The sequence below is a fragment of the Paenibacillus lentus genome, assembly GCF_003931855.1.
GTDB lineage: Bacteria > Bacillota > Bacilli > Paenibacillales > Paenibacillaceae > Fontibacillus > Fontibacillus lentus.
This window is the reverse complement of the sequence record NZ_CP034248.1, coordinates 1,878,656-1,904,015: the sequence shown is the minus strand read 5'-3', so window position 1 is coordinate 1,904,015 and position 25,360 is coordinate 1,878,656. Positions and strand designations below refer to the sequence as shown.

The 25,360-nt window shown below is 47.8% G+C and carries 19 protein-coding genes, 18 tRNA genes, 3 rRNA genes and 1 pseudogene; 2 read left to right on the top strand and 39 right to left on the bottom strand.

Features of this window, described 5'->3' with window-relative positions:
- Positions 1 to 121: 121 nt before the first annotated feature.
- From EIM92_RS08485 to EIM92_RS08450, 8 genes are all read right to left on the bottom strand, one after another.
- On the bottom strand, positions 122 to 766 hold the full coding sequence (locus EIM92_RS08485; protein ID WP_425464196.1) for a response regulator: 645 nt from the start codon (positions 764 to 766) through the stop codon (positions 122 to 124).
- Positions 756 to 1,829, bottom strand: coding sequence for a sensor histidine kinase (locus EIM92_RS08480; protein ID WP_125082273.1), 1,074 nt, complete (start codon positions 1,827 to 1,829; stop codon positions 756 to 758). The genes EIM92_RS08485 and EIM92_RS08480 overlap by 11 nt, the downstream gene beginning before the upstream one ends.
- Before the next feature lie 21 nt (positions 1,830 to 1,850).
- The gene (gene liaF, locus EIM92_RS08475) at positions 1,851 to 2,501 is read right to left on the bottom strand and encodes a cell wall-active antibiotics response protein LiaF (RefSeq protein WP_125082272.1); all 651 of its coding nucleotides are present in this window, start codon (positions 2,499 to 2,501) and stop codon (positions 1,851 to 1,853) included.
- A 124-nt stretch (positions 2,502 to 2,625) separates the two neighbouring features.
- Positions 2,626 to 3,333 (bottom strand): PspA/IM30 family protein, encoded by a 708-nt coding sequence (locus tag EIM92_RS08470; RefSeq protein WP_125082271.1) that lies wholly within the window; start codon positions 3,331 to 3,333, stop codon positions 2,626 to 2,628.
- Between the two features lies 1 nt (position 3,334).
- Positions 3,335 to 3,838, bottom strand: a complete 504-nt coding sequence (locus tag EIM92_RS08465) for a PspC domain-containing protein (protein ID WP_125082270.1) — start codon at positions 3,836 to 3,838, stop codon at positions 3,335 to 3,337.
- Positions 3,839 to 3,843: 5 nt separating this feature from the next.
- Positions 3,844 to 4,518, bottom strand: coding sequence for a PspA/IM30 family protein (locus EIM92_RS08460; protein ID WP_125082269.1), 675 nt, complete (start codon positions 4,516 to 4,518; stop codon positions 3,844 to 3,846).
- A 54-nt stretch (positions 4,519 to 4,572) separates the two neighbouring features.
- On the bottom strand, positions 4,573 to 4,872 hold the full coding sequence (locus tag EIM92_RS08455; protein ID WP_110931412.1) for a LiaF transmembrane domain-containing protein: 300 nt from the start codon (positions 4,870 to 4,872) through the stop codon (positions 4,573 to 4,575).
- A 468-nt stretch (positions 4,873 to 5,340) separates the two neighbouring features.
- Positions 5,341 to 5,538, bottom strand: coding sequence for a hypothetical protein (locus EIM92_RS08450; RefSeq protein ID WP_125082268.1), 198 nt, complete (start codon positions 5,536 to 5,538; stop codon positions 5,341 to 5,343).
- A gap of 153 nt (positions 5,539 to 5,691) precedes the next feature.
- Between EIM92_RS08450 and EIM92_RS08445 the strand changes: the two genes are divergently transcribed.
- Entirely contained in the window at positions 5,692 to 6,186 is a 495-nt protein-coding gene (locus EIM92_RS08445) for a cation:proton antiporter regulatory subunit (RefSeq protein WP_125082267.1), read from the top strand.
- A 142-nt stretch (positions 6,187 to 6,328) separates the two neighbouring features.
- On the opposite strand, the pseudogene EIM92_RS08440 reads toward EIM92_RS08445, so the two are convergent.
- From EIM92_RS08440 to EIM92_RS08330, 23 genes and pseudogenes are all read right to left on the bottom strand, one after another.
- A pseudogene (locus tag EIM92_RS08440) lies at positions 6,329 to 7,007 on the bottom strand (aldo/keto reductase).
- 184 nt (positions 7,008 to 7,191) lie between these two features.
- Positions 7,192 to 7,273, bottom strand: a tRNA-Leu gene (locus EIM92_RS08435).
- 26 nt (positions 7,274 to 7,299) lie between these two features.
- Positions 7,300 to 7,385: transfer RNA gene (locus EIM92_RS08430), tRNA-Leu, on the bottom strand.
- A gap of 10 nt (positions 7,386 to 7,395) precedes the next feature.
- Positions 7,396 to 7,469: transfer RNA gene (locus EIM92_RS08425), tRNA-Cys, on the bottom strand.
- Positions 7,470 to 7,480: 11 nt separating this feature from the next.
- Positions 7,481 to 7,555: transfer RNA gene (locus EIM92_RS08420), tRNA-Gly, on the bottom strand.
- A 6-nt stretch (positions 7,556 to 7,561) separates the two neighbouring features.
- Positions 7,562 to 7,637 (bottom strand) — tRNA-Gln (locus EIM92_RS08415).
- 23 nt (positions 7,638 to 7,660) lie between these two features.
- Positions 7,661 to 7,736: transfer RNA gene (locus tag EIM92_RS08410), tRNA-His, on the bottom strand.
- Between the two features lie 27 nt (positions 7,737 to 7,763).
- Positions 7,764 to 7,837, bottom strand: a tRNA-Trp gene (locus EIM92_RS08405).
- A gap of 10 nt (positions 7,838 to 7,847) precedes the next feature.
- Positions 7,848 to 7,933 (bottom strand) — tRNA-Tyr (locus EIM92_RS08400).
- 3 nt (positions 7,934 to 7,936) lie between these two features.
- A tRNA-Thr gene (locus EIM92_RS08395) sits at positions 7,937 to 8,012 on the bottom strand.
- 15 nt (positions 8,013 to 8,027) lie between these two features.
- Positions 8,028 to 8,103, bottom strand: a tRNA-Phe gene (locus tag EIM92_RS08390).
- 123 nt (positions 8,104 to 8,226) lie between these two features.
- A tRNA-Asp gene (locus EIM92_RS08385) sits at positions 8,227 to 8,303 on the bottom strand.
- A 16-nt stretch (positions 8,304 to 8,319) separates the two neighbouring features.
- Positions 8,320 to 8,393 (bottom strand) — tRNA-Met (locus tag EIM92_RS08380).
- A gap of 17 nt (positions 8,394 to 8,410) precedes the next feature.
- A tRNA-Val gene (locus EIM92_RS08375) sits at positions 8,411 to 8,486 on the bottom strand.
- Between the two features lie 102 nt (positions 8,487 to 8,588).
- Positions 8,589 to 8,663 (bottom strand) — tRNA-Glu (locus EIM92_RS08370).
- 38 nt (positions 8,664 to 8,701) lie between these two features.
- Positions 8,702 to 8,793 (bottom strand) — tRNA-Ser (locus tag EIM92_RS08365).
- 3 nt (positions 8,794 to 8,796) lie between these two features.
- Positions 8,797 to 8,872, bottom strand: a tRNA-Asn gene (locus EIM92_RS08360).
- Between the two features lie 178 nt (positions 8,873 to 9,050).
- Positions 9,051 to 12,166: ribosomal RNA gene (locus EIM92_RS08355) — 23S ribosomal RNA — on the bottom strand.
- A 353-nt stretch (positions 12,167 to 12,519) separates the two neighbouring features.
- Positions 12,520 to 12,595: transfer RNA gene (locus EIM92_RS08350), tRNA-Ala, on the bottom strand.
- A gap of 44 nt (positions 12,596 to 12,639) precedes the next feature.
- A tRNA-Ile gene (locus EIM92_RS08345) sits at positions 12,640 to 12,716 on the bottom strand.
- Between the two features lie 43 nt (positions 12,717 to 12,759).
- A 5S ribosomal RNA gene (rrf, locus tag EIM92_RS08340) occupies positions 12,760 to 12,876 on the bottom strand.
- Between the two features lie 163 nt (positions 12,877 to 13,039).
- Positions 13,040 to 14,594 (bottom strand): 16S ribosomal RNA (locus EIM92_RS08335).
- The 16S, 23S and 5S rRNA genes sit together here with 18 tRNA genes alongside, the layout of an rRNA operon.
- 374 nt (positions 14,595 to 14,968) lie before the next feature.
- Positions 14,969 to 15,862, bottom strand: a complete 894-nt coding sequence (locus EIM92_RS08330; RefSeq protein WP_125082266.1) for a nucleotidyltransferase-like protein — start codon at positions 15,860 to 15,862, stop codon at positions 14,969 to 14,971.
- A 125-nt stretch (positions 15,863 to 15,987) separates the two neighbouring features.
- Between EIM92_RS08330 and EIM92_RS08325 the strand changes: the two genes are divergently transcribed.
- The gene (locus tag EIM92_RS08325; RefSeq protein ID WP_125082265.1) at positions 15,988 to 16,371 is read left to right on the top strand and encodes a DUF2614 family zinc ribbon-containing protein; all 384 of its coding nucleotides are present in this window, start codon (positions 15,988 to 15,990) and stop codon (positions 16,369 to 16,371) included.
- Between the two features lie 65 nt (positions 16,372 to 16,436).
- On the opposite strand, the gene EIM92_RS08320 is transcribed toward EIM92_RS08325, so the two are convergent.
- From EIM92_RS08320 to EIM92_RS08285, 8 genes are all read right to left on the bottom strand, one after another.
- The gene (locus EIM92_RS08320) at positions 16,437 to 18,107 is read right to left on the bottom strand and encodes a glycosyl hydrolase family 18 protein (RefSeq protein WP_125085072.1); all 1,671 of its coding nucleotides are present in this window, start codon (positions 18,105 to 18,107) and stop codon (positions 16,437 to 16,439) included.
- Between the two features lie 188 nt (positions 18,108 to 18,295).
- Positions 18,296 to 18,721 (bottom strand): Fur family transcriptional regulator, encoded by a 426-nt coding sequence (locus EIM92_RS08315; RefSeq protein WP_125085071.1) that lies wholly within the window; start codon positions 18,719 to 18,721, stop codon positions 18,296 to 18,298.
- A 135-nt stretch (positions 18,722 to 18,856) separates the two neighbouring features.
- Positions 18,857 to 20,689: a DUF4097 family beta strand repeat-containing protein gene (locus EIM92_RS08310; RefSeq protein WP_246021254.1), complete on the bottom strand. Its 1,833-nt coding sequence runs from the start codon at positions 20,687 to 20,689 to the stop codon at positions 18,857 to 18,859.
- A gap of 130 nt (positions 20,690 to 20,819) precedes the next feature.
- Positions 20,820 to 21,323, bottom strand: a complete 504-nt coding sequence (locus tag EIM92_RS08305; RefSeq protein ID WP_246021253.1) for a GNAT family N-acetyltransferase — start codon at positions 21,321 to 21,323, stop codon at positions 20,820 to 20,822.
- A 27-nt stretch (positions 21,324 to 21,350) separates the two neighbouring features.
- Positions 21,351 to 22,790 (bottom strand): Asp-tRNA(Asn)/Glu-tRNA(Gln) amidotransferase subunit GatB, encoded by a 1,440-nt coding sequence (gene gatB, locus EIM92_RS08300; protein WP_125082264.1) that lies wholly within the window; start codon positions 22,788 to 22,790, stop codon positions 21,351 to 21,353.
- Between the two features lie 47 nt (positions 22,791 to 22,837).
- Positions 22,838 to 24,292, bottom strand: coding sequence for an Asp-tRNA(Asn)/Glu-tRNA(Gln) amidotransferase subunit GatA (gatA, locus tag EIM92_RS08295; protein ID WP_125082263.1), 1,455 nt, complete (start codon positions 24,290 to 24,292; stop codon positions 22,838 to 22,840).
- A 148-nt stretch (positions 24,293 to 24,440) separates the two neighbouring features.
- A complete protein-coding gene (gatC, locus tag EIM92_RS08290) occupies positions 24,441 to 24,728 on the bottom strand; it encodes an Asp-tRNA(Asn)/Glu-tRNA(Gln) amidotransferase subunit GatC (protein ID WP_125082262.1) in 288 nt (95 codons plus the stop codon).
- A gap of 194 nt (positions 24,729 to 24,922) precedes the next feature.
- Complete coding sequence (locus EIM92_RS08285; RefSeq protein WP_110931394.1) at positions 24,923 to 25,306, bottom strand: ATPase; 384 nt, start codon at positions 25,304 to 25,306, stop codon at positions 24,923 to 24,925.
- Positions 25,307 to 25,360 lie beyond the last annotated feature (54 nt).

Below are 25,360 nucleotides of genomic sequence, written 5' to 3'. Positions count from 1 at the left end.
TGATTGAAAAACAAAAATTAAATCAGAGAGGATATGCACAGCTTGGCGCCAATCCAACAAGAAATAAAAAAGATGATCACAGGCAACCATGCCAAGATCATCTTCTTCTGTCTTCTGAAAGTTATTCTGCCAGCCCATTTTTATAAGCATAAATGGCGGCTTGCGTGCGGTCTTCCACGCCTAGCTTAGCTAAAATATTCGTCACATGAAATTTTACGGTTTTAATCCCGATAATCAAATCATCAGCAATGTCCTGATTGGATTTTCCTTGCGCGAGCAGGCGCAGTACGTCCATCTCCCGATCCGTTAATTCATCATGGGCTGCAGCTTCTGCCTTCGGTTGTCTGAATCGGTTCATCATCTTAGAGGCTACCTGCGACTCCAGAACAGACTGCCCGCGTGCTGCAGCGCGGATCGCATCGGCTACCTCGGAAGCACGGGATGTCTTGAGAAGATAGCTGAACGCGCCTGCCTCGATGACAGGATACATTTTCTCATCATCCAAATAACTCGTCAGAACGATGACTTTGCATTCGGGATAGAGCTTCAGCAGTTGCCTCGTCGTCTCAATCCCATCCATACCTTCCATCACAAGATCCATGAGCACGACGTCCGGCTTATACTCTTGAGCCAGCCGGATGCCCTCTTCTCCGCTGCTGGCCTCGCCGACTACTTCGATTCCATCCTCAGTGCCAAGCACCGCTGCCAGGCCGATTCTAACCATCTCGTGATCATCTACCAACAATACTTTAATATCATTGTCCATCTCCATGATACTCCTCCCCTCCACTCTCTTCGGTCATTAGCGGTACTGTAATCTCAATTCGCGTCCCTTTGCCCGGTGCAGTTATAAATTGAATCGAGCCGCCAATCTCGCGCACGCGCTCCTGCATCGTAGATAAGCCGTAAGAGGCCTGCTTCTTCTCGTCTAACTCAAACCCTACGCCATTGTCGCGGAGGATGACCTTGACCGTCTCTGCCCTGCGATGAATGCGTATTTCCAGTTTATCTGCCTTGGCATGCCGCAGCGCATTGGACATGGCTTCCTGAATAATCCGAAACAAATGATTCTCTATCCCTTTACTAAGCTTCAGATCTTCATCGATTTCCAGTGTCAAATCCATAGGCACCTTTGTCTTCAGCTCGCGCACAAGTTCAAGCAACCCTTGCGACAGCTCCTTGCCCTCCAAATAAACCGGGCGAAGATGCAGTAGCAAGGCCCTCATCTCGGACTGAGCGACCGAGGCCATCTCCTCAATCAGCTCGACCTGACGCTGCGCTTTATCGAAATCCTTCTCCAATGTACGTCCTACCGCCGTCGCTGTCATCGATATCGCGAACAGCTGCTGGGATACCGCGTCATGCAGCTCGCGAGCCAACCTTTGCCGTTCCTCGACGATCGCCGACACCCTCGCCTGCTCAGCCAGTTGAGCATTATCCGTAGACAATCGCTGCAAGGAAGTTACCTGCTCCTCCCAACGCTTCCCTATTCGCTCAAGCTGCTCCCCGAGTCGACCCAGCTCATCCTCCCCCAGCTTGGGTACGGTTCCGGTCTGATTTCCCTTCTCCCACTGCAACAGGGAATCGCGAAGCAAATCTATCCTTCGCTTGGCGCGATAGCCCTGAAGGAATCCATAGACCGCGCCGATTATAAGTAGCAGCGTAAGCATGGTCAAACCAGCCTGGATACCGGTCTTCCATGAGGAAGACGGCAAGAAATACCCATATGTATACAAAACATAAATGATGCCTACAAGCAGCACAAAAGACAGGAGGATCCCATCCCGCATACTGCGAGAGACCATGTTGGACGGTTTTTTCTTTCTCATGCCTGGTCAATCCTCCTGTGATTAAGTTAAATGTATATCGACATTTCCTACAAGATAGGAAATAATAATTTTCACCTTTTGATCGCGATGCTCATAGTTCGGAGACTTCCAGTAGACACGGTTCAACATCCCGGTCTCCTTCTCATCGCCTAAATCAATTTGTCCGAACAGAACAAACGCTTCAATCTCCACACCATAGTCTTCAGATATGATCAAGTCAATGTCACCGACAACACCCTGAAACATCAGCACATTATCTTGATCATCTACCATAGCAAGCGACAGGTCGATGTTCACTTCCCCGAGCACATGCCACATACTAGTATTACGAAGCGTCCATGGGTCACGATCCCAATGAATGCTGGATGTCACATTTTGCTTTTGAATATAATTGTTGACCGGATGCATCTTCTTCATCTTGGCATAATACAACCCAAGTGAAATCATCAAAATAGCAATCACTAGCATAAAATTATGCAGCAAAATCATTCCGCCACCAATGGCAAGCAATATATAACCTATTTTTACGTCATCACCAAGACGGATTTTATAAATGCCAAAGCCCAATATTAAAATCGCGACGATGGTAAAAAAGCTCAGCCACTGGCCGAAGATGATAAATACGCCAAGTCCGATCAATCCGATGGCCAATAAGCTTCTATGCCTATCCATGCCGCACCTCCAGATCAGTTCATATGTGAGATTGTAAGTGGAAAAGCCATAACAGTATAAATATTCATACCGCATGGCTTAACCATTACATAGCATATCACATTGCCCTGTAGTCGTGTAGCTGTTATTCCTTGTCTTCCTCGCGTTTAGCAGATGGGTTGAGCTTTGCTTTCAAAGCTTCTAGCTGTGCATCCACCTTAAGCTGCTTCTCAGCGTCCGCCGGACTAATGTAGGAGGAAGTAGAGCTGCTTACGCTGCGATAACCGATTCCGGCTACTTCTGCTTCAGCTTCCAGCTGCATAATTTTCTCTTCCATACGGTGGAAGCCCAAAGACGCGCTGCCGCTCTCAATCGTATTAAGCGTATTGATTTGAGACATTTGTTTTCTGGCTTTGGCCATTTGCGCACGGCTGACCAGCTCATTGCGCTTGTTGCGCAGCTTATAGAACTCATCTTTCATATCATGAAGCTGCTGCTTGAGCTCCAGGGCCTGTGCTTCGGATTGAGCATGCAGGTCGCTGAACTCCACTTGCTTCTGATCGTACAGGATTTTCTCTTCCAACAGCTTGCGGGCTACTTCCTCTTGACCGTTCATCAATGCAGCCTCAGCCTGGCTTTCTCTTTGTGCAGAGATGCGAATCGCCTCTTCCAAACGATGCTTCATTCTGCGCTCGTTCGCCATCTGCTTCGCTACAGTCACCTCAGCATCGCGGATTTCCGCCTCCATGTCGCGCAGGTATTGATTGAGCATCACTACCGGATCCTCGACTTTATCAAGCATATCGTTGACAGACGCCTTCGTAATGTCTTTAATTCTTTTGAATACTCCCATGTTATTTATCTCCCTTCTCGTTCTCGTATTTTGATAATTTTCTGCGGAGCTCCTCCAGCTCTTTCTCCATAGCCTTCTTCTCAATATCTTCCATCATCGAATCCAGATTCGATGCATTGCCGCCAAATGCGGATTGCTGCTGGTAGTGCGGATCATTGTATCTTGGGTCGCTGTAGTGCGGATTCGCATATTGCGGTTCACGGTACTGCTGATTGGCTGGATTCCCGTATCCATGGCCTCCATGACCGCCGGGGTTCCCATAACCGCCATACCCGCCGTGACCGCCTTGCCAGCCCCCGCCGTATGGTTCACGAGGAACGTAAGGCTCTTTGGAAATGACAAGCGATGCAATTAAATAAATCAGGATCGTTGCTCCACCAGTAATGAATATACTAAATATCATTAGCACGCGAAGTCCGGTAACGCTAATGCCGAAATATTCGCCCAACCCACCAATTAGGCCGCTGAACCAACGATCACGTCTGGAACGGTATAGTGTTCCCATCGATTCTACTCCTCTCCCTTGTTATTCAGCTTCTGCTTCAAACGAGAGAGCTCCTGTTCTAAAGTCGATTGTAGAACCGATCCGGCTTGGTTTAAGATATCTTCGCCTGATCTTCTTAGATCGCGAAGGCTGCGGGCTTCCCACTCCATATCAGATACCCGGTCTTCCAAACGGTGGAACATTTTTGGTACGTCTTGTGTACCGTACCCACTCATCCGTTGGTTCATACGCTGCTGCAGACGGAGCGTCTCCATTCTGGCATAATAATACTGCCGCTTGCTGTATACCACTTGATATTCCGTTTTTAATTCATTCAGTTGGCTTTCCAATTCCTGCAGAGACTCCAAGCTCTGAGCATACAATCCGGAATACTGCTCGATCTTCTCCTCGTAGAGCATCTTCTCCTGCAGTGCTAACTTTGCCAAGTGCTCCTCCTCGGCTTTAAGGGCAAGCAACGCCTGCTCTTCTCTTCGATCGCGCATCACCTTGGCCTGATCCACTTGCTGCTTCAATTGCTTGGTATGTCCCGCATACTGCTGGTGCAGCTTCTCTGCCTCGGCAATTTCCTGACGAGTCTCAATCAAGAATTGATCGATTAGCCGCACTGGATCTTGAGATTGCTCTAATCGTTCATTTAAATTAGCTACCGTAATATCCCGTACTCGACGAAATACACTCATGACATCCCATCCCTCCTAACCAATTCGGTCATCATCATTATTCGATATATGTGATCAATACCCCCGTCGTCTTCCATTCAGTGAATAAATGCCGAAGAGGATTAAGCCGATCCCGATTGCCGGTACGATGAGCCAAGCTAATTTGTTCATTAAGGATATGATCCCAAAGAAGAGGACGATCCATCCAAAAAAAGCATTGCCCCGGCGAATACCATAGTAACCAAGACCGATCAATGCTACTGCGAACAACAATCCGAAAAGACTGCCCAGAAGCGGAGTTAGCTTGCCCAGCAAGATCAATGCTCCTAGAACAATAAGTACGATTGCGAAGCCGCTTGATCGATTTGTTCTCATTTATCCATCACCGCCTTTCGTAAGTTTCAACCTTATGTCCTTATTGTAGGTGGAAATGCTTTAATTCAAAACGGACTACGGACGGTTTTTCATCCTAGACCTAAGTCGAGTACGATTTAAGACTCTAGATTACTAATAGCTGTAACCGAGAATATAACGTCATTTATATAACTCCATTAAGTAAGCCACTTTCTATAGTAAAAAAAGTAATTTCCATGTCGGTCCGCCAAATCCTCGTCAGCTCGTGTCTAATTATCATTAAATTGGATAAATAAATTATCATCATTCTTTTGAGATACAAGGGATTGTATGCTATCCTTAAGGTTAGTAGCTATTGTTAGAGAGGGGATACGTATCATGATACATATTCGGCGATCGATGACACCGGTTTTCTACCGCTTTCATTACGCTTTTCATGATTTTTCTATTGCTTCCCAAGCTCTAAATTAAGAATGACTTATTGCAAAATTAGGCCAATCTGCCATTGGGGTTGATTGAGCGCTTTGGAAGACCGTACACAAAACTGCTTCTTGCCACGGCACATACTAATTTAGCAATGATTATGCCCGCTTCACCTGTTATTCCTCCCTGCTGCAGCCAGTCTTTGCTTGCTTGGCAGGGGCTTATTTTCGTCCATTCTTCTATAAACTCATGAAAACGAGTCATTATGTTACCTTTCAATTACTAGCCTTATACAGCTTGATACACGTAAGTGATAAGTAACTAGGAAGATTTTGATTCACGTTCGTGAAAGAAGATTGACGGCGATTGAACACAACTTATAACAATAATATTTCTTATATTGGAGGTCGGAAGCTAATGAATCTAAAAGAAACTGATTTACCGGGCACAGGCAAAAAGTTTGAAATTGAAACTCGCAGCGGCGAAAAACTAACCATTACGATCTACGATGATGGTCGACGCGAGGTTTATCACTATGGCGCTGACAATCCTGAGGACAGCATCTCCAAAATATCTTTAACCGACGAGGAAGCGCGATATGTCTCTGCCATTATCGGCGGAGTCACTTATAAGCCTACTCCATTGGAAAATATAGAAGTCGCATTAGGCGATCTCATTATAGAGTGGTACAAACTAGAGCCTCACTACAAAGCTATCGGCAAAACGATTGGCGAACTGCGCGTACGTCAGCGTTCCAGCGCCACGATCATCGCTGTTGTGGAGAGCAATCATTCCAAACACATCAATCCTGGTCCGGATCTGCTACTTACAGCGGGCGCATTAGTTGTCGTTATCGGCGAGCGTCTGCACCAGCAGCAGATTAGACAGATTTTATTGAATGGAAGTGCTTAATGTTCTGCCTTCTAACTGAATACTAGCCTGGCGGTTATTTACAACTAGCCAATTAAAATCAGAAGAAGCGCTGTAAGTTCTAATAGAACTCAAGGCGCTTCTTTCTTATATAGCCCGCAGTATATGTTACTACACCGCTTGACTAGAAATCGAAATTGTCAGGATCCGGGCCAATACGCTTATTCTGATTCAAATTATTAATCTGCTCTATCTCTTCTTGAGTCAATTCGAAATCAAATACATTTGCATTTTCAATGATACGATGTTCCTTGGCGGATTTAGGTATCGTAACAATTTCATTCTGCAGATCCCAGCGAATTATAACCTGTGCTGTCGACTTGCCGTATTTGGCTCCTATAGTTTTAAGGACTTCATTATCCAATAGTTGACCTTGAGCTAGAGGTGACCATGCTTCAATTTGGATTCCCTGAGACTTACAATAATCCCTTAGCTCCACCTGGCTAAGCAAGGGATGTAGTTCTACCTGATTGATCACTGGCTTGATTTCAGCATTTTCCAGCAAATCCTGCAGGTGATGAATTTGAAAATTAGAAACTCCAATGGAGCGAACACGTCCATCTCTATGTAGTTTCTCAAGTGCTTTCCAAGTCTCTTTATATTTACCCTTAACTGGCCAATGAATTAAATACAGATCCAGATAATCCAGCCCCAGCTTATTCATGCTAGTATCGAATGCCTTCAGTGTATTTTCATAGCCTTGATCAGAGTTCCATACTTTTGTTGTAATTGAACACGCCAAGACCTAGCCATGGCATCTGTTCTCCATTCGACAGGGTTACTGTGGATTGCATGTTCCTCATTCTGTAGCAAGCCTCCTTAATAAGTTAAAAAATCTTTGCTAAGAACTATCTCATACCCAAAATATACTTTACAAGTACTAAAGTCAAACTTCCTTCTCCTATGCCTATGCGAAAAATTTATCAAAATAAAGAAGGTATATAAAATGGCTTACGTAAGCCATTTTATATACCTTCTTATTCATAATACCGATGGCCGGACTCGAACCGGCAAGCCTCTCGGCACCGCATTTTGAGTGCGGCGTGTCTGCCAATTCCACCACATCGGCATAGTGTAACTTCAACTCAATACAAGTGCGGAAGACCAGACTTGAACTGGTACGGTAGTAACCTACCGCAGGATTTTAAGTCCTGTGCGTCTGCCGATTCCGCCACTCCCGCAGAGTAATAATGGAGGCGCCACCCAGACTCGAACTGGGGATAAAGCTTTTGCAGAGCTGTGCCTTACCACTTGGCTATGGCGCCATATATATAAATGGAGCGGACGACGGGAATCGAACCCGCGACCCTCGCCTTGGCAAGGCGATGCTCTACCGCTGAGCCACGTCCGCAACATATGGCTGGGGATATAGGATTCGAACCTATGGAATGACGGAGTCAAAGTCCGTTGCCTTACCGCTTGGCTAATCCCCAATATATGATTTTTTAGATGAAAATGGGGCGATCGATGGGACTTGAACCCACGAATGCCGGAGCCACAATCCGGTGCGTTAACCCCTTCGCCACGACCGCCATAATAAAAGTATGATATTGTAGAACTGGCAGGGGCAGCAGGAATTGAACCCACACTAACGGTTTTGGAGACCGCTGTTCTACCTTTAAACTATGCCCCTATGGTAAAACTGGTGGAGGCTGATGGATTCGAACCACCGAACTCGTACGAGAACAGATTTACAGTCTGCTGCGTTTGGCCACTTCGCTAAGCCTCCATGTGGTGCCGGCGAGAGGACTTGAACCCCCAACCTACTGATTACAAGTCAGTTGCTCTACCAATTGAGCTACACCGGCATTTTCAATTATCAATGGTGGCTCGGGACGGAATCGAACCGCCGACACGAGGATTTTCAGTCCTCTGCTCTACCGACTGAGCTACCGAGCCATATAGGATAGTTCCCTTGGATCCTTCACCTATTCCGCTGCGATCAGCTCATTAGAGTGACAGTTTCCAGAGCCAAGCTTGCGAATCCTTAACGGATTCTGATCCTTTATTCAAGGAAGTTAATGGCGGAGCCGACGGGATTCGAACCCGCGATCTCCTGCGTGACAGGCAGGCATGTTAGGCCTCTACACCACGGCTCCACACTAGGTAATACAATTGCGGGGACAGGATTTGAACCTGCGACCTTCGGGTTATGAGCCCGACGAGCTACCGTGCTGCTCCACCCCGCGTCAGTTATAAAATTATATGGTGGAGGCTAACGGGATCGAACCGCTGACCCTCTGCTTGTAAGGCAGATGCTCTCCCAGCTGAGCTAAGCCTCCAAGGAAAGACAATTTCTATTGTACCATATAACCCATCTAGAAATCAAGTTATTTTTATGGTACTCGTTATTTCTCATACTTTATCCGTAGTATTAAAGAAAGTGGTGACCCGTAGGGGATTCGAACCCCTGTTACCTCCGTGAAAGGGAGGTGTCTTAACCCCTTGACCAACGGGCCATATATGTATCACATTTCAATAATACTTAAATAAATAATGGCGGAGAGAGAGGGATTCGAACCCTCGAGACGCTTGTGACGCCTACACGATTTCCAATCGTGCTCCTTCGGCCAACTCGGACACCTCTCCATATGGCTCCCCGAACAGGACTCGAACCTGTGACAACTCGATTAACAGTCGAGTGCTCTACCGACTGAGCTATCAGGGAACAATATTCACCTCAAGCTTGATCGCTTGAAAACTGGATACGAAACTTCATTTGCGTGTTAGCCCTTACTTGGTTCACCGGGGCCCCCGAAGTTTATCCTTCCGAAGTAGTTTGCTTTGCAAACCTTCAGTATTCGGTATACTCTTCGAAGCCTCCGCTTCACTTTTTGGGGTAAAGTTTGGATAAGCCCTCGACCGATTAGTACCTGTCAGCTCCATACATTGCTGCACTTCCACCTCAGGCCTATCAACCTCGTCGTCTTCAAGGGGTCTTACTAATTGGGAAATCTCATCTTGAGGAGGGCTTCACGCTTAGATGCTTTCAGCGTTTATCCCATCCGCACGTAGCTACCCAGCTATGCTCCTGGCGGAACAACTGGTGCACCAGCGGTGCGTCCATCCCGGTCCTCTCGTACTAAGGACAGCTCCTCTCAAATTTCCTACGCCCACGACAGATAGGGACCGAACTGTCTCACGACGTTCTGAACCCAGCTCGCGTACCGCTTTAATGGGCGAACAGCCCAACCCTTGGGACCTACTTCAGCCCCAGGATGCGATGAGCCGACATCGAGGTGCCAAACCTCCCCGTCGATGTGGACTCTTGGGGGAGATAAGCCTGTTATCCCCAGGGTAGCTTTTATCCGTTGAGCGATGGCCCTTCCATGCGGTACCACCGGATCACTAAGCCCGACTTTCGTCCCTGCTCGACTTGTCAGTCTCGCAGTCAAGCTCCCTTTTGCCTTTGCACTCTGCGAATGATTTCCAACCATTCTGAGGGAACCTTGGGGCGCCTCCGTTACTCTTTAGGAGGCGACCGCCCCAGTCAAACTACCCGCCTGACACTGTCCCCGAACCGGATCACGGTCCTAGGTTAGAACTTCGATACGATCAGGGTGGTATCCCAACGATGCCTCCACCGAAGCTGGCGCTCCGGATTCCTAGGCTCCCACCTATCCTGTACAAATCGCATCAAAGTTCAATATCAAGCTGTAGTAAAGCTCCATGGGGTCTTTCCGTCTTGTCGCGGGTAACCTGCATCTTCACAGGTATTAAAATTTCACCGGATCTCTCGTTGAGACAGCGCCCAAGTCGTTACGCCATTCGTGCGGGTCAGAATTTACCTGACAAGGAATTTCGCTACCTTAGGACCGTTATAGTTACGGCCGCCGTTTACTGGGGCTTCGGTTCACAGCTTCGGGATTGCTCCCTAACCGCTCCCCTTAACCTTCCAGCACCGGGCAGGCGTCAGCCCGTATACTTCGCCTTACGGCTTCGCACAGACCTGTGTTTTTGCTAAACAGTCGCTTGGGCCTTTTCACTGCGGCCCCCTCGTGCTATTCACACTACCGGGGCACCCCTTCTCCCAAAGTTACGGGGTCATTTTGCCGAGTTCCTTAACGAGAGTTCTTCCGCGCGCCTTAGAATTCTCTTCTCGCCTACCTGTGTCGGTTTGCGGTACGGGCACCTTCTCCTGGCTAGAGGCTTTTCTCGGCAGTGTGAGATCATGACCTTCGGTACTGTAAATTTTCCCTCCCCATCACAGCCCAGCCTTAACGATGTGCGGATTTGCCTACACATCAGCCTCACTGCTTGGACGAGCATCCATCCGCTCGCGTCACTACCCTACTGCGTCACCCCATCGCTCATAGCGGATTACGGTGGTACAGGAATTTCAACCTGTTGTCCTTCGACTACGCCTTTCGGCCTCGCCTTAGGTCCCGACTTACCCTGAGCGGACGAACCTTCCTCAGGAAACCTTGGGCTTTCGGCGGATCAGATTCTCACTGATCTTTTCGTTACTCATACCGGCATTCTCACTTGTATGCAGTCCACCAGTCCTCCCGGTCCAACTTCAATCCACATACAACGCTCCCCTACCCCTGAATCGACTTCACTCCAGCTTCGAAGTGATCGGTTTAACCCCTGGAGCATTTGGCCGAAACCCATGAACCATTTCAAAGGTTGCTTTCGGCAAAAATGTCTCGTAGTATCCACCGCTTCAAAGAAGCAGTGAAGTCGATTCAAGCCATAGCTTCGGTGGTGTGTTTAGCCCCGTTACATTTTCGGCGCAGAGTCACTCGACCAGTGAGCTATTACGCACTCTTTAAATGATGGCTGCTTCTAAGCCAACATCCTGGTTGTCTGTGCAACTCCACATCCTTTCCCACTTAACACACACTTGGGGACCTTAGCTGATGGTCTGGGCTGTTTCCCTCTTGACAATGGATCTTAGCACTCACTGTCTGACTCCCGGTTAATCAGTCTATGGCATTCGGAGTTTGACTGAGCTTGGTAACCCTTGGCGGGCCCCGCACCCAATCAGTGCTCTACCTCCACGACTGTCCCACCGAGGCTAGCCCTAAAGCTATTTCGGGGAGAACCAGCTATCTCCGAGTTCGATTGGTATTTCTCCGCTACCCCCACCTCATCCCCGCATTTTTCAACATACGTGGGTTCGGGCCTCCAGTGCGTGTTACCGCACCTTCACCCTGGACAGGGGTAGATCACCCGGTTTCGGGTCTACGTCCACGTACTAAATCGCCCTATTCAGACTCGCTTTCGCTGCGGCTTCGGCTCTTCACCTTAACCTTGCACGGGAACGTAACTCGCCGGTTCATTCTACAAAAGGCACGCCATCACCCGTGCGGAAACAAGTTTCCACATAGGGCTCTGACTTCTTGTAAGCACACGGTTTCAGGTTCTTTTTCACTCCCCTTCCGGGGTGCTTTTCACCTTTCCCTCACGGTACTGCTTCACTATCGGTCGCTAGGGAGTATTTAGCCTTACCAGATGGTCCTGGCAGATTCATACGGGGTTTCACGTGCCCCGCACTACTCGGGATCCGTCTCGGAGGGAACAGACTTTCGATTACAGGGCTTTTACCTTCTATGGCCGGCCTTTCCAGACCTGTTCGTCTAATCAGTTCCTTTGTAACTCCATGTGAGACGTCCCACAACCCCAGAGAGCAAGCTCTCTGGTTTAGGCTGTTCCGCGTTCGCTCGCCGCTACTGACGGAATCACTTGAAAGCAATACGAAGTATTGCTACTTCGTAAGCATTCGCATTTGTTTTCTCTTCCTCAGGGTACTTAGATGTTTCAGTTCCCCTGGTATGCCTCTTCACACCCTATGTATTCAGATGTGAGTGACTGCGTATGACCACAGCCGGGTTTCCCCATTCGGACACCCCCGGATCAAAGCTTGCTTACAGCTCCCCGAGGCAGTTTCGTTGTTCGCCACGTCCTTCGTCGGCTCCTAGCGCCTAGGCATCCTCCGTGTGCTCTTAGTAGCTTAACCATAATCGCTCGCATTTTGGGCTATTCGCTCTGTTGCTCCTTGATTTCTTGATCTTATAAATTCATATAAGGAAGAAATCAACTCACAAAGGATCGCCTATCCCAAAACGTTCGCTAGTATCACTACCTTTATTCACTTCCTTGGTCAATCACTTGACACAAGTTCAGCTATGATGAATTTAAATTTGGCTTTGCAGCTTATTTAAATTCATCAGAAAAGGATTGTTTCTAAAACGCAAATTTCGTTTCGTATATCCAGTTTTCAAGGATCAAGTTTCTTCGCCATTTGACTGGCGGAAGACTATCTTATCAAATCCACAATCACCAATCAAGCGGCAAGTTATGGAAAAGATATGGTGGAGCCAAGCGGGATCGAACCGCTGACCTCCTGCTTGCAAGGCAGGCGCTCTCCCAGCTGAGCTATGGCCCCATACGCCACTCCAATAAGTACGTATAAGCAAATATGGAGTTGTATGGTGGGCCCTAGTGGACTCGAACCACCGACCTCACCCTTATCAGGGGTGCGCTCTAACCAGCTGAGCTAAGGGCCCAAAAAAATGTTAAATTTAAAAGGCAACCCATTAAATGGGCTGCGCTTGGCGACGTCCTACTCTCCCAGGACCCTGCGGTCCAAGTACCATCGGCGCTGGAGGGCTTAACGGTCGTGTTCGAGATGGGTACGCGTGGAACCCCTCCGCCATTATCACCAAACGCATAAGAGGCTTAACCTCTCAAAACTGACCAACGAGTGAGCTAAAAGCTTTACGAAGTAAAGCTACTTCGAAAGCATATACCTCTTTGCATCTGCAAAGGGATCGGCGACTTTCGTCAACCTGATTTGAATGTTTCCGTTGCAGGAAACGATTCTCCATAGAAAGGAGGTGATCCAGCCGCACCTTCCGATACGGCTACCTTGTTACGACTTCACCCCAATCATCTACCCCACCTTCGGCGGCTGGCCCCTTGCGGTTACCTCACCGACTTCGGGTGTTGTAAACTCTCGTGGTGTGACGGGCGGTGTGTACAAGACCCGGGAACGTATTCACCGCGGCATGCTGATCCGCGATTACTAGCAATTCCGACTTCATGCAGGCGAGTTGCAGCCTGCAATCCGAACTGAGACCAGCTTTGATAGGATTCGCTCCACCTCGCGGCTTCGCTTCCCGTTGTACTGGCCATTGTAGTACGTGTGTAGCCCAGGTCATAAGGGGCATGATGATTTGACGTCATCCCCACCTTCCTCCGGTTTGTCACCGGCAGTCACCTTAGAGTGCCCATCCGAAATGCTGGCAACTAAGATCAAGGGTTGCGCTCGTTGCGGGACTTAACCCAACATCTCACGACACGAGCTGACGACAACCATGCACCACCTGTGTCCCCTGCTCCGAAGAGAAGCTCTATCTCTAGAGCGGTCAGAGGCATGTCAAGACCTGGTAAGGTTCTTCGCGTTGCTTCGAATTAAACCACATACTCCACTGCTTGTGCGGGTCCCCGTCAATTCCTTTGAGTTTCAGTCTTGCGACCGTACTCCCCAGGCGGAATGCTTAATGTGTTTACTTCGGCACCAAGGGTATCGAAACCCCTAACACCTAGCATTCATCGTTTACGGCGTGGACTACCAGGGTATCTAATCCTGTTTGCTACCCACGCTTTCGCGCCTCAGCGTCAGTTACAGCCCAGAGAGTCGCCTTCGCCACTGGTGTTCCTCCACATATCTACGCATTTCACCGCTACACGTGGAATTCCACTCTCCTCTTCTGCACTCAAGCCACCCAGTTTCCAGTGCGACCCGGAGTTGAGCCCCGGGATTAAACACCAGACTTAAATGACCGCCTGCGCGCGCTTTACGCCCAATAATTCCGGACAACGCTTGCCCCCTACGTATTACCGCGGCTGCTGGCACGTAGTTAGCCGGGGCTTTCTTCTCAGGTACCGTCACTCTTAGAGCAGTTACTCTCCAAGACGTTCTTCCCTGGCAACAGAGCTTTACGATCCGAAAACCTTCATCACTCACGCGGCGTTGCTCCGTCAGACTTGCGTCCATTGCGGAAGATTCCCTACTGCTGCCTCCCGTAGGAGTCTGGGCCGTGTCTCAGTCCCAGTGTGGCCGTTCACCCTCTCAGGTCGGCTACGCATCGTCGCCTTGGTGAGCCGTTACCTCACCAACTAGCTAATGCGCCGTAGGCCCATCCCTTAGTGACAGATTGCTCCGTCTTTTATTATTCCTTCATGCGAAGAAATAAATTATCCGGTATTAGCTAACGTTTCCGCTAGTTATCCCAGGCTGAGGGGCAGGTTGCCTACGTATTACTCACCCGTCCGCCGCTAGATTATTTCGGAAGCAAGCTTCCAAAATAATCCCGCTCGACTTGCATGTATTAGGCACGCCGCCAGCGTTCGTCCTGAGCCAGGATCAAACTCTCCAATAAAGATCGGAAGGAGGCTCATACCCGAAGGTGATGAGGTGTTCCATCCAAAGTGTTTGACTTGCTCATTTTGAATCTGACGAGATCAGATTTGCATCTGACTCTATTTTTAGATTTCACTTCCGTGAAACCCGCTCACTCGTTGTTCAGTTTTCAAAGATCAAACCTTATTTCGTGTGCCGCCGTTGTTTCAGCAGCGACTCTTATAATATATCACGACCACCCGAGTTAAGTCAACAACTTTTTTTTAAAATCTTTTTTCAGGTGAATCCTGCATACCATTTTTGAACTTGCCGCCTTGAAGGGGCGAGATTTAATTTAACACAGATCATACATAAGAGTCAATCTATATTTATAAATACTTATCTGGAAATTAACTACAATAAGGATTTCTCCGCTAAATACTTGATCTCGCGTTCCTCTCCAGCGCTTCCCTTCGACTCACTGGTTACTTCAGATGCATGGGAATGATACACCAGTTTTCTCAATAATAACGGAACTTCTTCCCGCACATGTTCTAATTCGGGCTGTTGTCGGAGCTCCTGAATGCTCCAAGCTTCTTTGCGGCTGGATAAAATACGCAGCAATATGGAGCAACAATCGGCCATTTTGGACATAATCGTAAATTCGCAAGCCAGCAGTACTAATTGAATCCGCTGCTCCAATGTTTCCTTATTATCTGTTAGTTCATCAAACAACTTGTAGACGACGGAGTTCAACGGACGCAACTGCTCCCATACACTATTTTCGGGCAAGATTCCCTGTTCAATCAATTCAATTCTGGCATAATGCTTCAATGCCTGTAGCACATTATAGTAAGCGTCGAGGAAATCACGATCTTGAGTATAGCGCTTGGCTTCTATGTACATCTTTAGAAATTTAGCAAACTCAATAAACTTGCGCTGTCCTCTGATATCATCTCCAAAACCAATGATTTCATTACGCAATCGAGTTAACTCTCCTTCAACATCCCAAATGATTTCTCCACGTAAAAAACACTGTACAATTTCCCGGTTCTCACCGGCCATTACCCAGCGTTTCAAATCCTCGATCCCCATATAAAGCAATTGATAATGAATATCTCCATTCGTGCAGTGCTCGATTTCTACTCCCGCTTCATTCATTCCTTCGCATACCGTTATAACAACCAATTCAAAATCGTAAATTGCCGAGCTGTGAAAATCTCGACCGTTGTGGCGGTATCCGATAGCGCCTAGTACTTGACGACCGACACTACCTTCATCGACTAATGAATAAATAGTAGGTTCCACGATATCCTCCTACCTTGGCGTTATCCCGCCAATTCGTTATAATATAGTTCTACGCTATATTGAAGTTTCCTGCTTTTTTTGCGGCAGCGTTTTAAAAAAATAATCATGAATTGAGGTTTGCTCAAATGTTCTTCAAATCAAGCAAAATCAATGAATTCAGATTATGGGGCCTTCTCCTCACTATGCTGGGAATGGGACTGATGGTTCTCGGCACAGCAGGCGTCGTCTTCTGGGGACAATCCGGCAAAGTTGTTGCCGGTATCGGACTTGTCATCGGACTCATCGCTATGCTCGGAAGCCTGGCCATCTATTTCATCGCCGGCATGCTGTCTACCTCTGCGGTTCAGCTAGAATGTCCAGAGTGCCATAAATTGACGAAAATGCTAGGCAAGACAGATCGCTGCATGTTCTGCAAAACCATGTTGACGCTAGATCCGGATCGGGCAAATATTACTGCCGAACAATTACAGCAGCAAAAAACTGCCGCTGCACCTTCAGCCGAAACCTAACAAAAAGGCGAGCACCCTAGGTGCCCGCCTTTTTATTCCCCACTATAATCTCTGCTATCAACCAATTATTCTGCGATTTTACTAAGCACGTCCCAAGCCTCACTCGAAGCAAAACTCCGATTCCACGTTGCAATACCCCCAAGCTTGAGCGACTTGGCCAATTCGACCCGCCGAGCCAAAGAGTCCTTGTCTTCCAGCCAAATCCGATGAAGAGCGCCATCTTCTCGATACTCGACGTAATTCTGACCCGTTTCCTCGGATAGTTTCGGTTCCAGCGATTTCTCCTTAATGATCTCCTGAGCTTTTTTCATACCGATCGCTTTCGACTTTACCTTCGTAGATCCATCCACCTGCGTCTCCGTCCAGACCCGCGTATATAATGGTATCCCCAGAATCAGCTTGCCAGGAGGCACGTCATCCTCCTCGATAATCCGCGTCATCGAAGAGCGAGCCCAAGGCAGAGAGGAAACTGAACCCGATACTGGACTTGCAGCCCAATGCTCATCATATGCCATAACAATTAAATAGTCAGTAACCTCCGCCAAAGACCTGCGATCCAAAAACGCCGACCACATTTCACTATTCGACTTCGGAGTCACATCAATGGAAATTACGAGTCCCTGCTCCTGTGCCAGCGGCCATAACTCCCTCATAAATTGAGTTAAATTAGCCCCATCCTTTGTATGAACATTCTCATAGTCAATATTAATGCCGTCTAAATCATATAGTTTTGCGTAATGCAGCATTTGCACAATGGTAGTCATGCGTCGTTCAAAAGTTGCTAAGGATTCCGAAGTGATTTCGGGTTCAAAGCTATTGCTAAATAATCCCCATACCTGCATGCCACGGCCATGCGCCCAATTCACATAAGCTCGATCAGCTTTGCTCTGGACATTCCCTTTTCCATCCACGAGCGAGAACCACGTAGGACTGACGACGTTCACACCCGGCATTTCCCCGATCGAAGAAGGCTTGGGCGCAACATTGTACACGGCCTCCCAAGTTAAATTGACAACTTTGGATTGCCATTTTTGCTTTGCTGGAGGTATAGACTGCTCTTCCAGGGCTGGAATGGTCACGAGCTCATCTAACGCTACATTCTTTTTTTTCACATATCCGGCATAGCCGTTATCTAATTGGGCATAATACCAATCATCAACCTCGTCCAAAATCCGCAGATTCTCTCCCGGCTTCATCTCCGCCAAAATCGGGGTATGAATACTGTTGCCTTGACGCATAGTTACCGTGACATCCTTCCTCTTGCTAGAGGACTGTACGTGCGCCATTTGAATTGACTCGCCTGCCCGATACAATAAAACAGCACCCGATCCGCTATCTTCGTGAACCTCAATACCATATAAATCCTTCAAGAGATATGTCGGCAAGTAGAGATTACCATCTCTCTCCATCGGGGCAAACAGCAATTGCACCGGCTTATTATTGATCTTTCCCTTCACGTCGTCCGTCTTCATCAATACTAGCTTCCGCTGCGTAGTAAGAATGACTGACTTCGTTTCCTCTTCATATCTTACATTAGGATCAATCACCGATTGAATTACGCTAAAGGGAAGCTGCAACCCTTCCCCGCTACCCAAAGCGGGCAGTTCCATCACCTCGCCTGACACAAAAATCGGCTTATCCATCTTACCTTTCCAGTCTGGTTCAGCATGCTCCCGACTGGGCAATAGCTCAGACGACGCCCAGTATGCACCGGCCACAAGCAGTATAAACACCATAAACCACTTGAATCGCCCTCCACGTCTACGCCTCGGGCGAGCCGTTTTTTTACTTTTCAATGCACAGTACCTCCATAAATATAGTATTAATTGCGACGTAGCAAAACTCATACAGCCTCAAAAAAACAAAAACGTGAAGAATTCACGAAGGAATCCGTCACGTTCTTCCAAACCCGCAGGTCAAATGATTATTGTTCCCGGCAATCGCCGCAAACCCCATAAAGCTCCATTCGGTGACCATGCACCTGGAAGCCGGTCATCTCTTCGGCCTTTTGTTCCACATCCTCCAACGAGGAATATGTGAAGTCTTTAATTTTGCCACACTTCTCACATATTACATGATAATGATTCGAGACGTCCGCGTCAAAACGACTGGAATTATCACCATATGTTAATTCCCGAACCATACCAGCTTCAATAAACATTTTGAGATTATTATATACTGTTGCCACGCTCATATTGGGAAAACGAGGCGCTAATGCACGGTAGATTTCGTCTGCCGTCGGATGGCCCATCGATTCCATAAGAAACGTTAAAATGGCATGACGCTGCGGTGTAATTCGAACCCCGCTCTGTTTCAATTGATCCAGAGCATGCTGTACCCGCGTAGTCATATTGTCACCGCCTTTAAGAGGTTGGTTGCTCATCCTCTTCTATCTTCTTAAAACTTATTGTACTTTTACAATAATTCGTTTGTCAATTGAGTGGCGAGCCCGCAGGCTAGAGTGTGAACCTGACAAACAACGAGTTCATTGTTTAATGACAAACAAATTGCTGTTTCCTTCAATCTTTACTAAATATTCTCCCGTGCCAACAATTCCATTTATTGCTTTATTATCAACGATAAATGGCAAGTCCGTTGTAATATCGCCATACCCGCTCGATCCCTGAAGCATATAATCTCCTTCTTCAGGAATAGTTAAGATCATTTCTCCTACCGCGCTATAGACATTCCAATCTCCTGCAATTAGTGGGGATTCAATCTCAACCTTACCATTCAAAGATTCAGCCTTCAACGAAGCGGCCACACCTTTAATAGTAATATTACCATTCTTCGTCGTAGCATGGATATCCTCATCCACATTCATCAAAGCGATATTGCCGACTAATGTGGACATGGAGACTTTTCCCGTAATCAAGTTTCCCATCATATTTCCGCCCTGGGTCTCTGCATGGACATTTCCAAAGATCCGATACATTTCCGCATCTCCATTTAGCGTCTTTGCCGTCACATCACCATTAACGTCCCACAGCCTCACATCACCATTACCCGTTTGCAGCTTAATTTGCTTTAAGGCGCGAACTCCACTCATTTTGATTTTTCCGCTTGAAGTACTGATATCGATATCCAAAAAACGATTCTCCGGCAGATATACCGTCATATTCAAACGAGGATGCCTTTTGCCGGAAGCACCATAGACCCTATCTTTCACATTCAGAGTTAACGCCTTCCCTGTCGTCGCCTGGAGCTCTGTATCCTCTGCCACAGTCCGAGCTTCCTCAATCGGCAGCTGATCTACCCACACCGTGCTCTCCACGCGAATCCCTTCAATCTCTGCTCTTCTTACGTCGATATTTCCATTTATGCCATTAATAATAATTTGCTCGGTACTTAAATCGATAGGAATTTCCAGGGACTCCTTCACTAAGTTGTACCCTTCCTCCGCGCTGAAGTCTGTGCTGGCAGTTGTCAAATCGAGACTGACTCGGTTCCATAAATGCATATAATGATCCTGCTGCGTTACCGCGAACACAGAGAATGCTGCAAACAGCGAAAGCAACAGTCCTTTAATGTCAACACGAAGCAGTCTTAACGCATGAGCGGTTTTTCGACGGTTCCACAGAATCACATATATGTGCTCAATCCCAGCAACTACAAGCAGCAGTGGCCACCAATTCAACAGATGAAGCATAAAATTGCTGCCAAACGCAACATCCGTTAGGAGAATAAGACCTACACCGATAAGCAGTAAGGCGGCCGTCAGCCGGCCGGTTCTATACCTCCTTCGGCGACACTCCCGGATCATAAACAACACGCCGTTCAGGATCAACAGCATGGATACCACATATCCTGCACTTGCTTGAATGATGTCTGCAAGCCAAGGCGGCTTCTGACTAAGCAAAAATATGACCCCACCGCCTGCCATTAGCCCAAGTCCAGAGAGAGTCCCTTTCCAGACATGATCAGCCGATCGAGGGATTCCTACCCGGGAATCATCCTTCTCGCCCTTTACCCTCGCATTGACAGCATCGGTAGATTGAAGCACATCATAAATGCTGTAGAAATACATAACAGGGATTAGAATTCCCAGTAAAAATAAAAATGGTATATTAATCGTCATTCGAACGGACGAAAAATAAATCAATGCTGAAGCATCCAGGATTAAAAAATATATGATAGCTATTCCGCGCCAAAACATCCGCAAATAGAGATGGCCGAGGCCCGGGAACAAGGCCGACAGCATACACGCCATAAACTTGCGTTTGAGTCGTCTGGGGCTGTAGCGCTTATTCGCCTTTTTTGCCGCAAGCTGTTGACTCTGCTGCATGGCATCATTCATATTCATTCTGCCTTGCATCATATCCATCCTCCTCATTAGCAAGCTGCCGTGAGCGATTAAACCTTCTTTGACTAATTATATTAATAATAACCGATTTCACACCCATTCGTAACTTGGAATGTACTGGCGCAAATACAAAGAAACCCTCCTACTAAGAGGAGAGTTTCACAGGAACAAGCTGATATATCGTTAATTCCACATTCGGCATGGCCATAGCCGTACCTGCAGCTACAAAACCCTGCTGCGTATATAGTGCTACAGCCGGGGCATTTAATGTACCGGCTGTAACCTCGAACAGCGTTGCTTCTGAATAACGCTCGATTACATAACACAGCAGCGTCCTGCCTATTCCTTGACGCAAATGCTCGGGATGCACCATCAGACGTGTAATCTCGGTAGTTCCCTCTTTTTCCGTGGAAACAGCGATCACTCCGATGATCTCTCCATCCGAGGTGACATCCCCATAGAAAACTTCAGTACTGTTCATGATTGTTTCAAACGTATCTGGAAGCGGGGGCATATACTTAACTCCTATCGCACATGCCTCAAGGCGATAAGCTGCGTGCTGCAGGCTCCAAATTTGTTCAACGATCTCCGGATCCCGCACGGATAGTGGTACGATCACGCGCCCACCCCCTTCTTCATAGAGCAACACTTGAGAAGCTCCTACCGACGGGAAGACCTAGCCTTTCAAAATATCCACCAAGAGCTTGTTAACGAGTCCTGGGTTAGCTTTCCCTTTACTGCGCTTCATAACTTGGCCAACCAGGAAACCAATCGCCTTCTCCTTGCCCGCCTTATAATCTTCGACGGAAGCCGGATTATCGGCAATGACCTCATTAACAATAGCCAGAATCGCACCCTCATCGCTAATTTGAACCAATCCCTGTTCTTCAACAATTTGCTCAGGCCGCTTACCGCTTTGCAGCATTTCTTTGAACACTGTCTTAGCGATCTTAGAGCTAATAGTTCCTTTTTCGATCAAACCAATCATTTCGCCGAGCCCTTGACCTGTTAATTTCACATCGGATAGTTCTTGACCGGTGCTATTTAAATATCCAAGCAAATCGCCCATAATCCAGTTGGATACCGATTTAGCATCCTTGGTGAACTCCAGACTGCTCTCGAACAGATCAGCGAGCTCTTTGGAAGAGGTAATAACCTCAGCATCATAGCTCGGAAGCCCAAATTGCTCCGTATAGCGTGCCTTGCGGGCATCTGGAAGCTCAGGAATAGAAGCTCTGATCCGATCCTTCCAGGCTTGGTCAATATGCAGCGTGACAAGATCCGGGTCCGGGAAGTAGCGGTAGTCATGCGCTTCTTCCTTACCACGCATTGAGAAGGTCTTGCCTTGAGTCTCGTCCCACCGCCGCGTTTCCTGCACGACCTCTCCTCCGTCATCCAAAATTTCAGCTTGACGGTATTGTTCATATTCCAATCCGCGCAGAACACCGCGGAAAGAGTTCATATTTTTAAGCTCAGCACGTGTACCTAATTCCTTTTGCCCTACCGGACGAAGACTGATATTTGCATCGCAGCGCATCGAGCCCTCTTCCATCTTCACATCGGACACGCCGCAGTACTGCATTATGGCCCGCAGCTTCTCCAAATAAGCGCGTGCTTCCTCCGGAGTAGAAATTTCCGGCTCAGATACGATCTCCACCAACGGAGTACCCACACGGTTGAAATCGACAAGCGAAGCATACCCCCCGTCGATATGGGTCAGCTTGCCCGCATCCTCTTCCAAATGAAGACGGGTGATGCCTATGCGCTTCGTCTTGCCATCAACTTCGATATCAATGTACCCGTTTTGTCCGATCGGCTGGTCAAATTGAGAAATCTGATAAGCCTTCGGGGAGTCGGGATAAAAATAGTTTTTACGGTCGAACTTGCTAACATCTGCTATTTCGCAATTCAAAGCCATTGCGGCTTTCATCGCATAATCCACCGCCTGGCGGTTAAGCACAGGCAGCACTCCGGGATGCCCGAGACAGATCGGGCATGTATGACTGTTAGGCGGAGCGCCAAACTCGGTGGAACAGCCGCAAAAAATTTTTGATTTCGTGTGCAGCTCCACATGCACTTCCAACCCAATTACCGTTTCATATTTGGACGTTGACATATTGATCCTCCTGAACACTTTAGTGAAACAATCCTGCTATCATCCTTTTACAACGACGGACGCCGTTTGTGATGATCACTATTCGCTTCAAAGGCATGAGCTAACCGTAATATAGTGCTCTCATCAAACGCTTTGCCGATAAATTGCAACCCAATTGGAAGCCCATCGGCAAATCCGCAAGGCACGGTAAGCGCCGGCATTCCAGCAAGGCTGACCGGAATCGTCAATATATCGTTCAAGTACATCGTCAGGGGATCATCCACTTGGGATCCTAACGCGAACGCTGTCGTTGGCGTCGTCGGCCCAACGATAACATCATATTTCTCAAACGTTTGATCAAAATCACGCTTGATTAAGGTGCGTACTTTCTGTGCTTTCAAATAATAAGCATCATAGTATCCGGAGCTAAGCGCGTAGGTGCCAAGCATAATACGCCGCTTCACTTCCGGCCCGAAGCCTTGGCTGCGGGATTCATGATAGAGATCAATCAAACTGCCCGCATGATCAGCACGTACTCCATAGCGAATGCCGTCAAAGCGCGACAGGTTGGAAGACGCCTCTGAGGAGGCCAGCAAATAATAGGCGGCAACGGCATATTCCGTATGAGGCAGCGATACTTCCTCCCATACAGCGCCCAGACTTTCGAGCAAGCGCAAAGCTTCCATAACAGAAGCCTTGATTTGCGGATCAACGCCTTCCAAATACTCCTTCGGCACCGCGATGCGAAGCCCAGTAACATCCCCAGTTAAGGCACTTGCATAATTCGGGATGTCGACTTGAGCCGATGTGGAGTCCTTCGGATCATACCCCGCGATGGCCTGCAGCACATATGCAGCATCCTCTACATTCTTCGTAAGCGGTCCGATCTGATCGAGCGACGAAGCAAATGCAACCAAGCCGTATCTGGATACAAGGCCATAGGTTGGCTTCAAGCCTACGACTCCGCAATACGAAGCTGGCTGACGGATCGAGCCGCCCGTATCCGAGCCCAATGCAAAATAAGCTTCACCCGCAGCTACAGCAGCTGCCGATCCGCCGCTTGAGCCACCGGGTACCCGGTTCAAATCCCATGGATTCCGAACGGGATGGAAGCTTGAATTTTCATTGGAGCCGCCCATCGCGAACTCGTCCATATTCAATTTCCCGATCAAAATCGATTCAGCTTGCTTCAGCTTCGAAATGACGGTTCCGTCGTAGATCGGATCGTAATTAGACAGAAAGTGGCTTGCGCAAGTTGTGCGTAGTCCCTCTGTGATCATATTATCTTTCACTCCGACCGGCAGTCCAAACAAGAGACCCAATGCCTCCCCGTTGACCAGCTTGTCATCCATTCGTGCCGCTTCTGCACGTGCGCTCTCTTCATTCAACGTCAAAAAAGCGCCGATCCGTTCATCTCTCTCCCCGATCTTGGCAAATGCTTCTCCAACCAAATCGGTAACCGATAACTCCTTGTTGCGGAGCTGGTTATGTATATCCTGTAAGCGTAAATCAAAAAGCGTCACAACCGCTTCCTCCTTCCAAAATTGGGCAGCTCGTCCACTAGGACAGCATATGTGTTGCCTAACGCCTTAATTAAGTTCATAGTTCAAATCAATAGCTTGATCCATTTATTGCCTTGCTTGCTCCTCATTCAGCACCGGATCGGTTCAATTATTCCAGAACGGCAGGCACCTTGAATTGCCCATCCTCTTCCTCCGGAGCATTGCGGAATACCTGCTCTTGCGTCAAGCTATCGAGCACGACATCCTCGCGCATAACGTTACTGAGACGAAGTACATGAGTCGTCGGCTCTACGCCATCGGTATCCAGCTCATTCAGCTTCTCGGCATATTGTAAAATCGCATTCAATTGCTCCGTGAATAGATCCCGCTCTTCATCCGTTAAATTTAAACGGGCCAGCTTGGCCACATGTTCAACATCTTTAGTCTCGATGCTCATTTACGTGAATCCTCCTCGTAACCTTCCCTCACGGGACTTGATTCGTCCATTTTAACATGTCCGCATAGATGATTAAAATTATATTGTAGATTATCCCACAATTCAATCCATTAACGCGAAGCCTCTATAAGCTCAAAGGTGAACGCAAAGCAAAAATAAATTCAAAAAAGGCCGGCACCTGCCGACCTCTTTCCCTAAATCCAAGCTCGTAAATTCACCTGTTTGATGAATTCTGCCTGAGACATAACTTCCTTTGTTGGTTCTTCTTGCTCCTCCGCGTAAGGATCTTCTCCATTGATGACCTGATGGAACAGCTTCTCATTATGCGTGGCCAGTGCGTAGTCAATCAACGCTTCCTGGGTGGTGCGCTCTACTTCTTGCTCAATCAGCCGCTCTTCGGATTCCACATCCTGTGATGGGACAAAGTAATTCCGTCCAGTCTTTGGAGCCCGAACAACATAATCAAACACATTGTCCGGATTACGGTCATAAGCAATAATATAGCCATATTCCCCAACAGGAAGATTCTGCTCAAAAGCATCGCCGACGATAACAACCTTCTCTCCCAATTGCAGCATCGTCTACCTCCCTGATTATTACTGTCTGTTATTTTACTATCCTACTAAAAATAA

Bases quoted from the DNA above. Each gene is read 5' to 3' on its own strand.
- EIM92_RS08320 (WP_125085072.1), bottom strand. From the start codon at position 18,107: ATGGTGTTTATACTGCTTGTGGCCGGTGCATACTGGGCGTCGTCTGAG.
- EIM92_RS08485 (WP_425464196.1), bottom strand. From the start codon at position 766: ATGGACAATGATATTAAAGTATTGTTGGTAGATGATCACGAGATGGTT.
- gatC (WP_125082262.1), bottom strand. From the start codon at position 24,728: ATGAGCATCGAGACTAAAGATGTTGAACATGTGGCCAAGCTGGCCCGT.
- liaF (WP_125082272.1), bottom strand. From the start codon at position 2,501: ATGGATAGGCATAGAAGCTTATTGGCCATCGGATTGATCGGACTTGGC.
- gatB (WP_125082264.1), bottom strand. From the start codon at position 22,790: ATGTCAACGTCCAAATATGAAACGGTAATTGGGTTGGAAGTGCATGTG.
- EIM92_RS08465 (WP_125082270.1), bottom strand. From the start codon at position 3,838: ATGGGAACACTATACCGTTCCAGACGTGATCGTTGGTTCAGCGGCCTA.
- EIM92_RS08445 (WP_125082267.1), top strand. From the start codon at position 5,692: ATGAATCTAAAAGAAACTGATTTACCGGGCACAGGCAAAAAGTTTGAA.
- EIM92_RS08285 (WP_110931394.1), bottom strand. From the start codon at position 25,306: ATGCTGCAATTGGGAGAGAAGGTTGTTATCGTCGGCGATGCTTTTGAG.
- EIM92_RS08480 (WP_125082273.1), bottom strand. From the start codon at position 1,829: ATGAGAAAGAAAAAACCGTCCAACATGGTCTCTCGCAGTATGCGGGAT.
- EIM92_RS08315 (WP_125085071.1), bottom strand. From the start codon at position 18,721: ATGACTACGCGGGTACAGCATGCTCTGGATCAATTGAAACAGAGCGGG.
- EIM92_RS08460 (WP_125082269.1), bottom strand. From the start codon at position 4,518: ATGAGTGTATTTCGTCGAGTACGGGATATTACGGTAGCTAATTTAAAT.
- EIM92_RS08455 (WP_110931412.1), bottom strand. From the start codon at position 4,872: ATGAGAACAAATCGATCAAGCGGCTTCGCAATCGTACTTATTGTTCTA.
- EIM92_RS08310 (WP_246021254.1), bottom strand. From the start codon at position 20,689: ATGATGCAAGGCAGAATGAATATGAATGATGCCATGCAGCAGAGTCAA.
- EIM92_RS08325 (WP_125082265.1), top strand. From the start codon at position 15,988: ATGTTCTTCAAATCAAGCAAAATCAATGAATTCAGATTATGGGGCCTT.
- EIM92_RS08450 (WP_125082268.1), bottom strand. From the start codon at position 5,538: ATGACTCGTTTTCATGAGTTTATAGAAGAATGGACGAAAATAAGCCCC.
- EIM92_RS08470 (WP_125082271.1), bottom strand. From the start codon at position 3,333: ATGGGAGTATTCAAAAGAATTAAAGACATTACGAAGGCGTCTGTCAAC.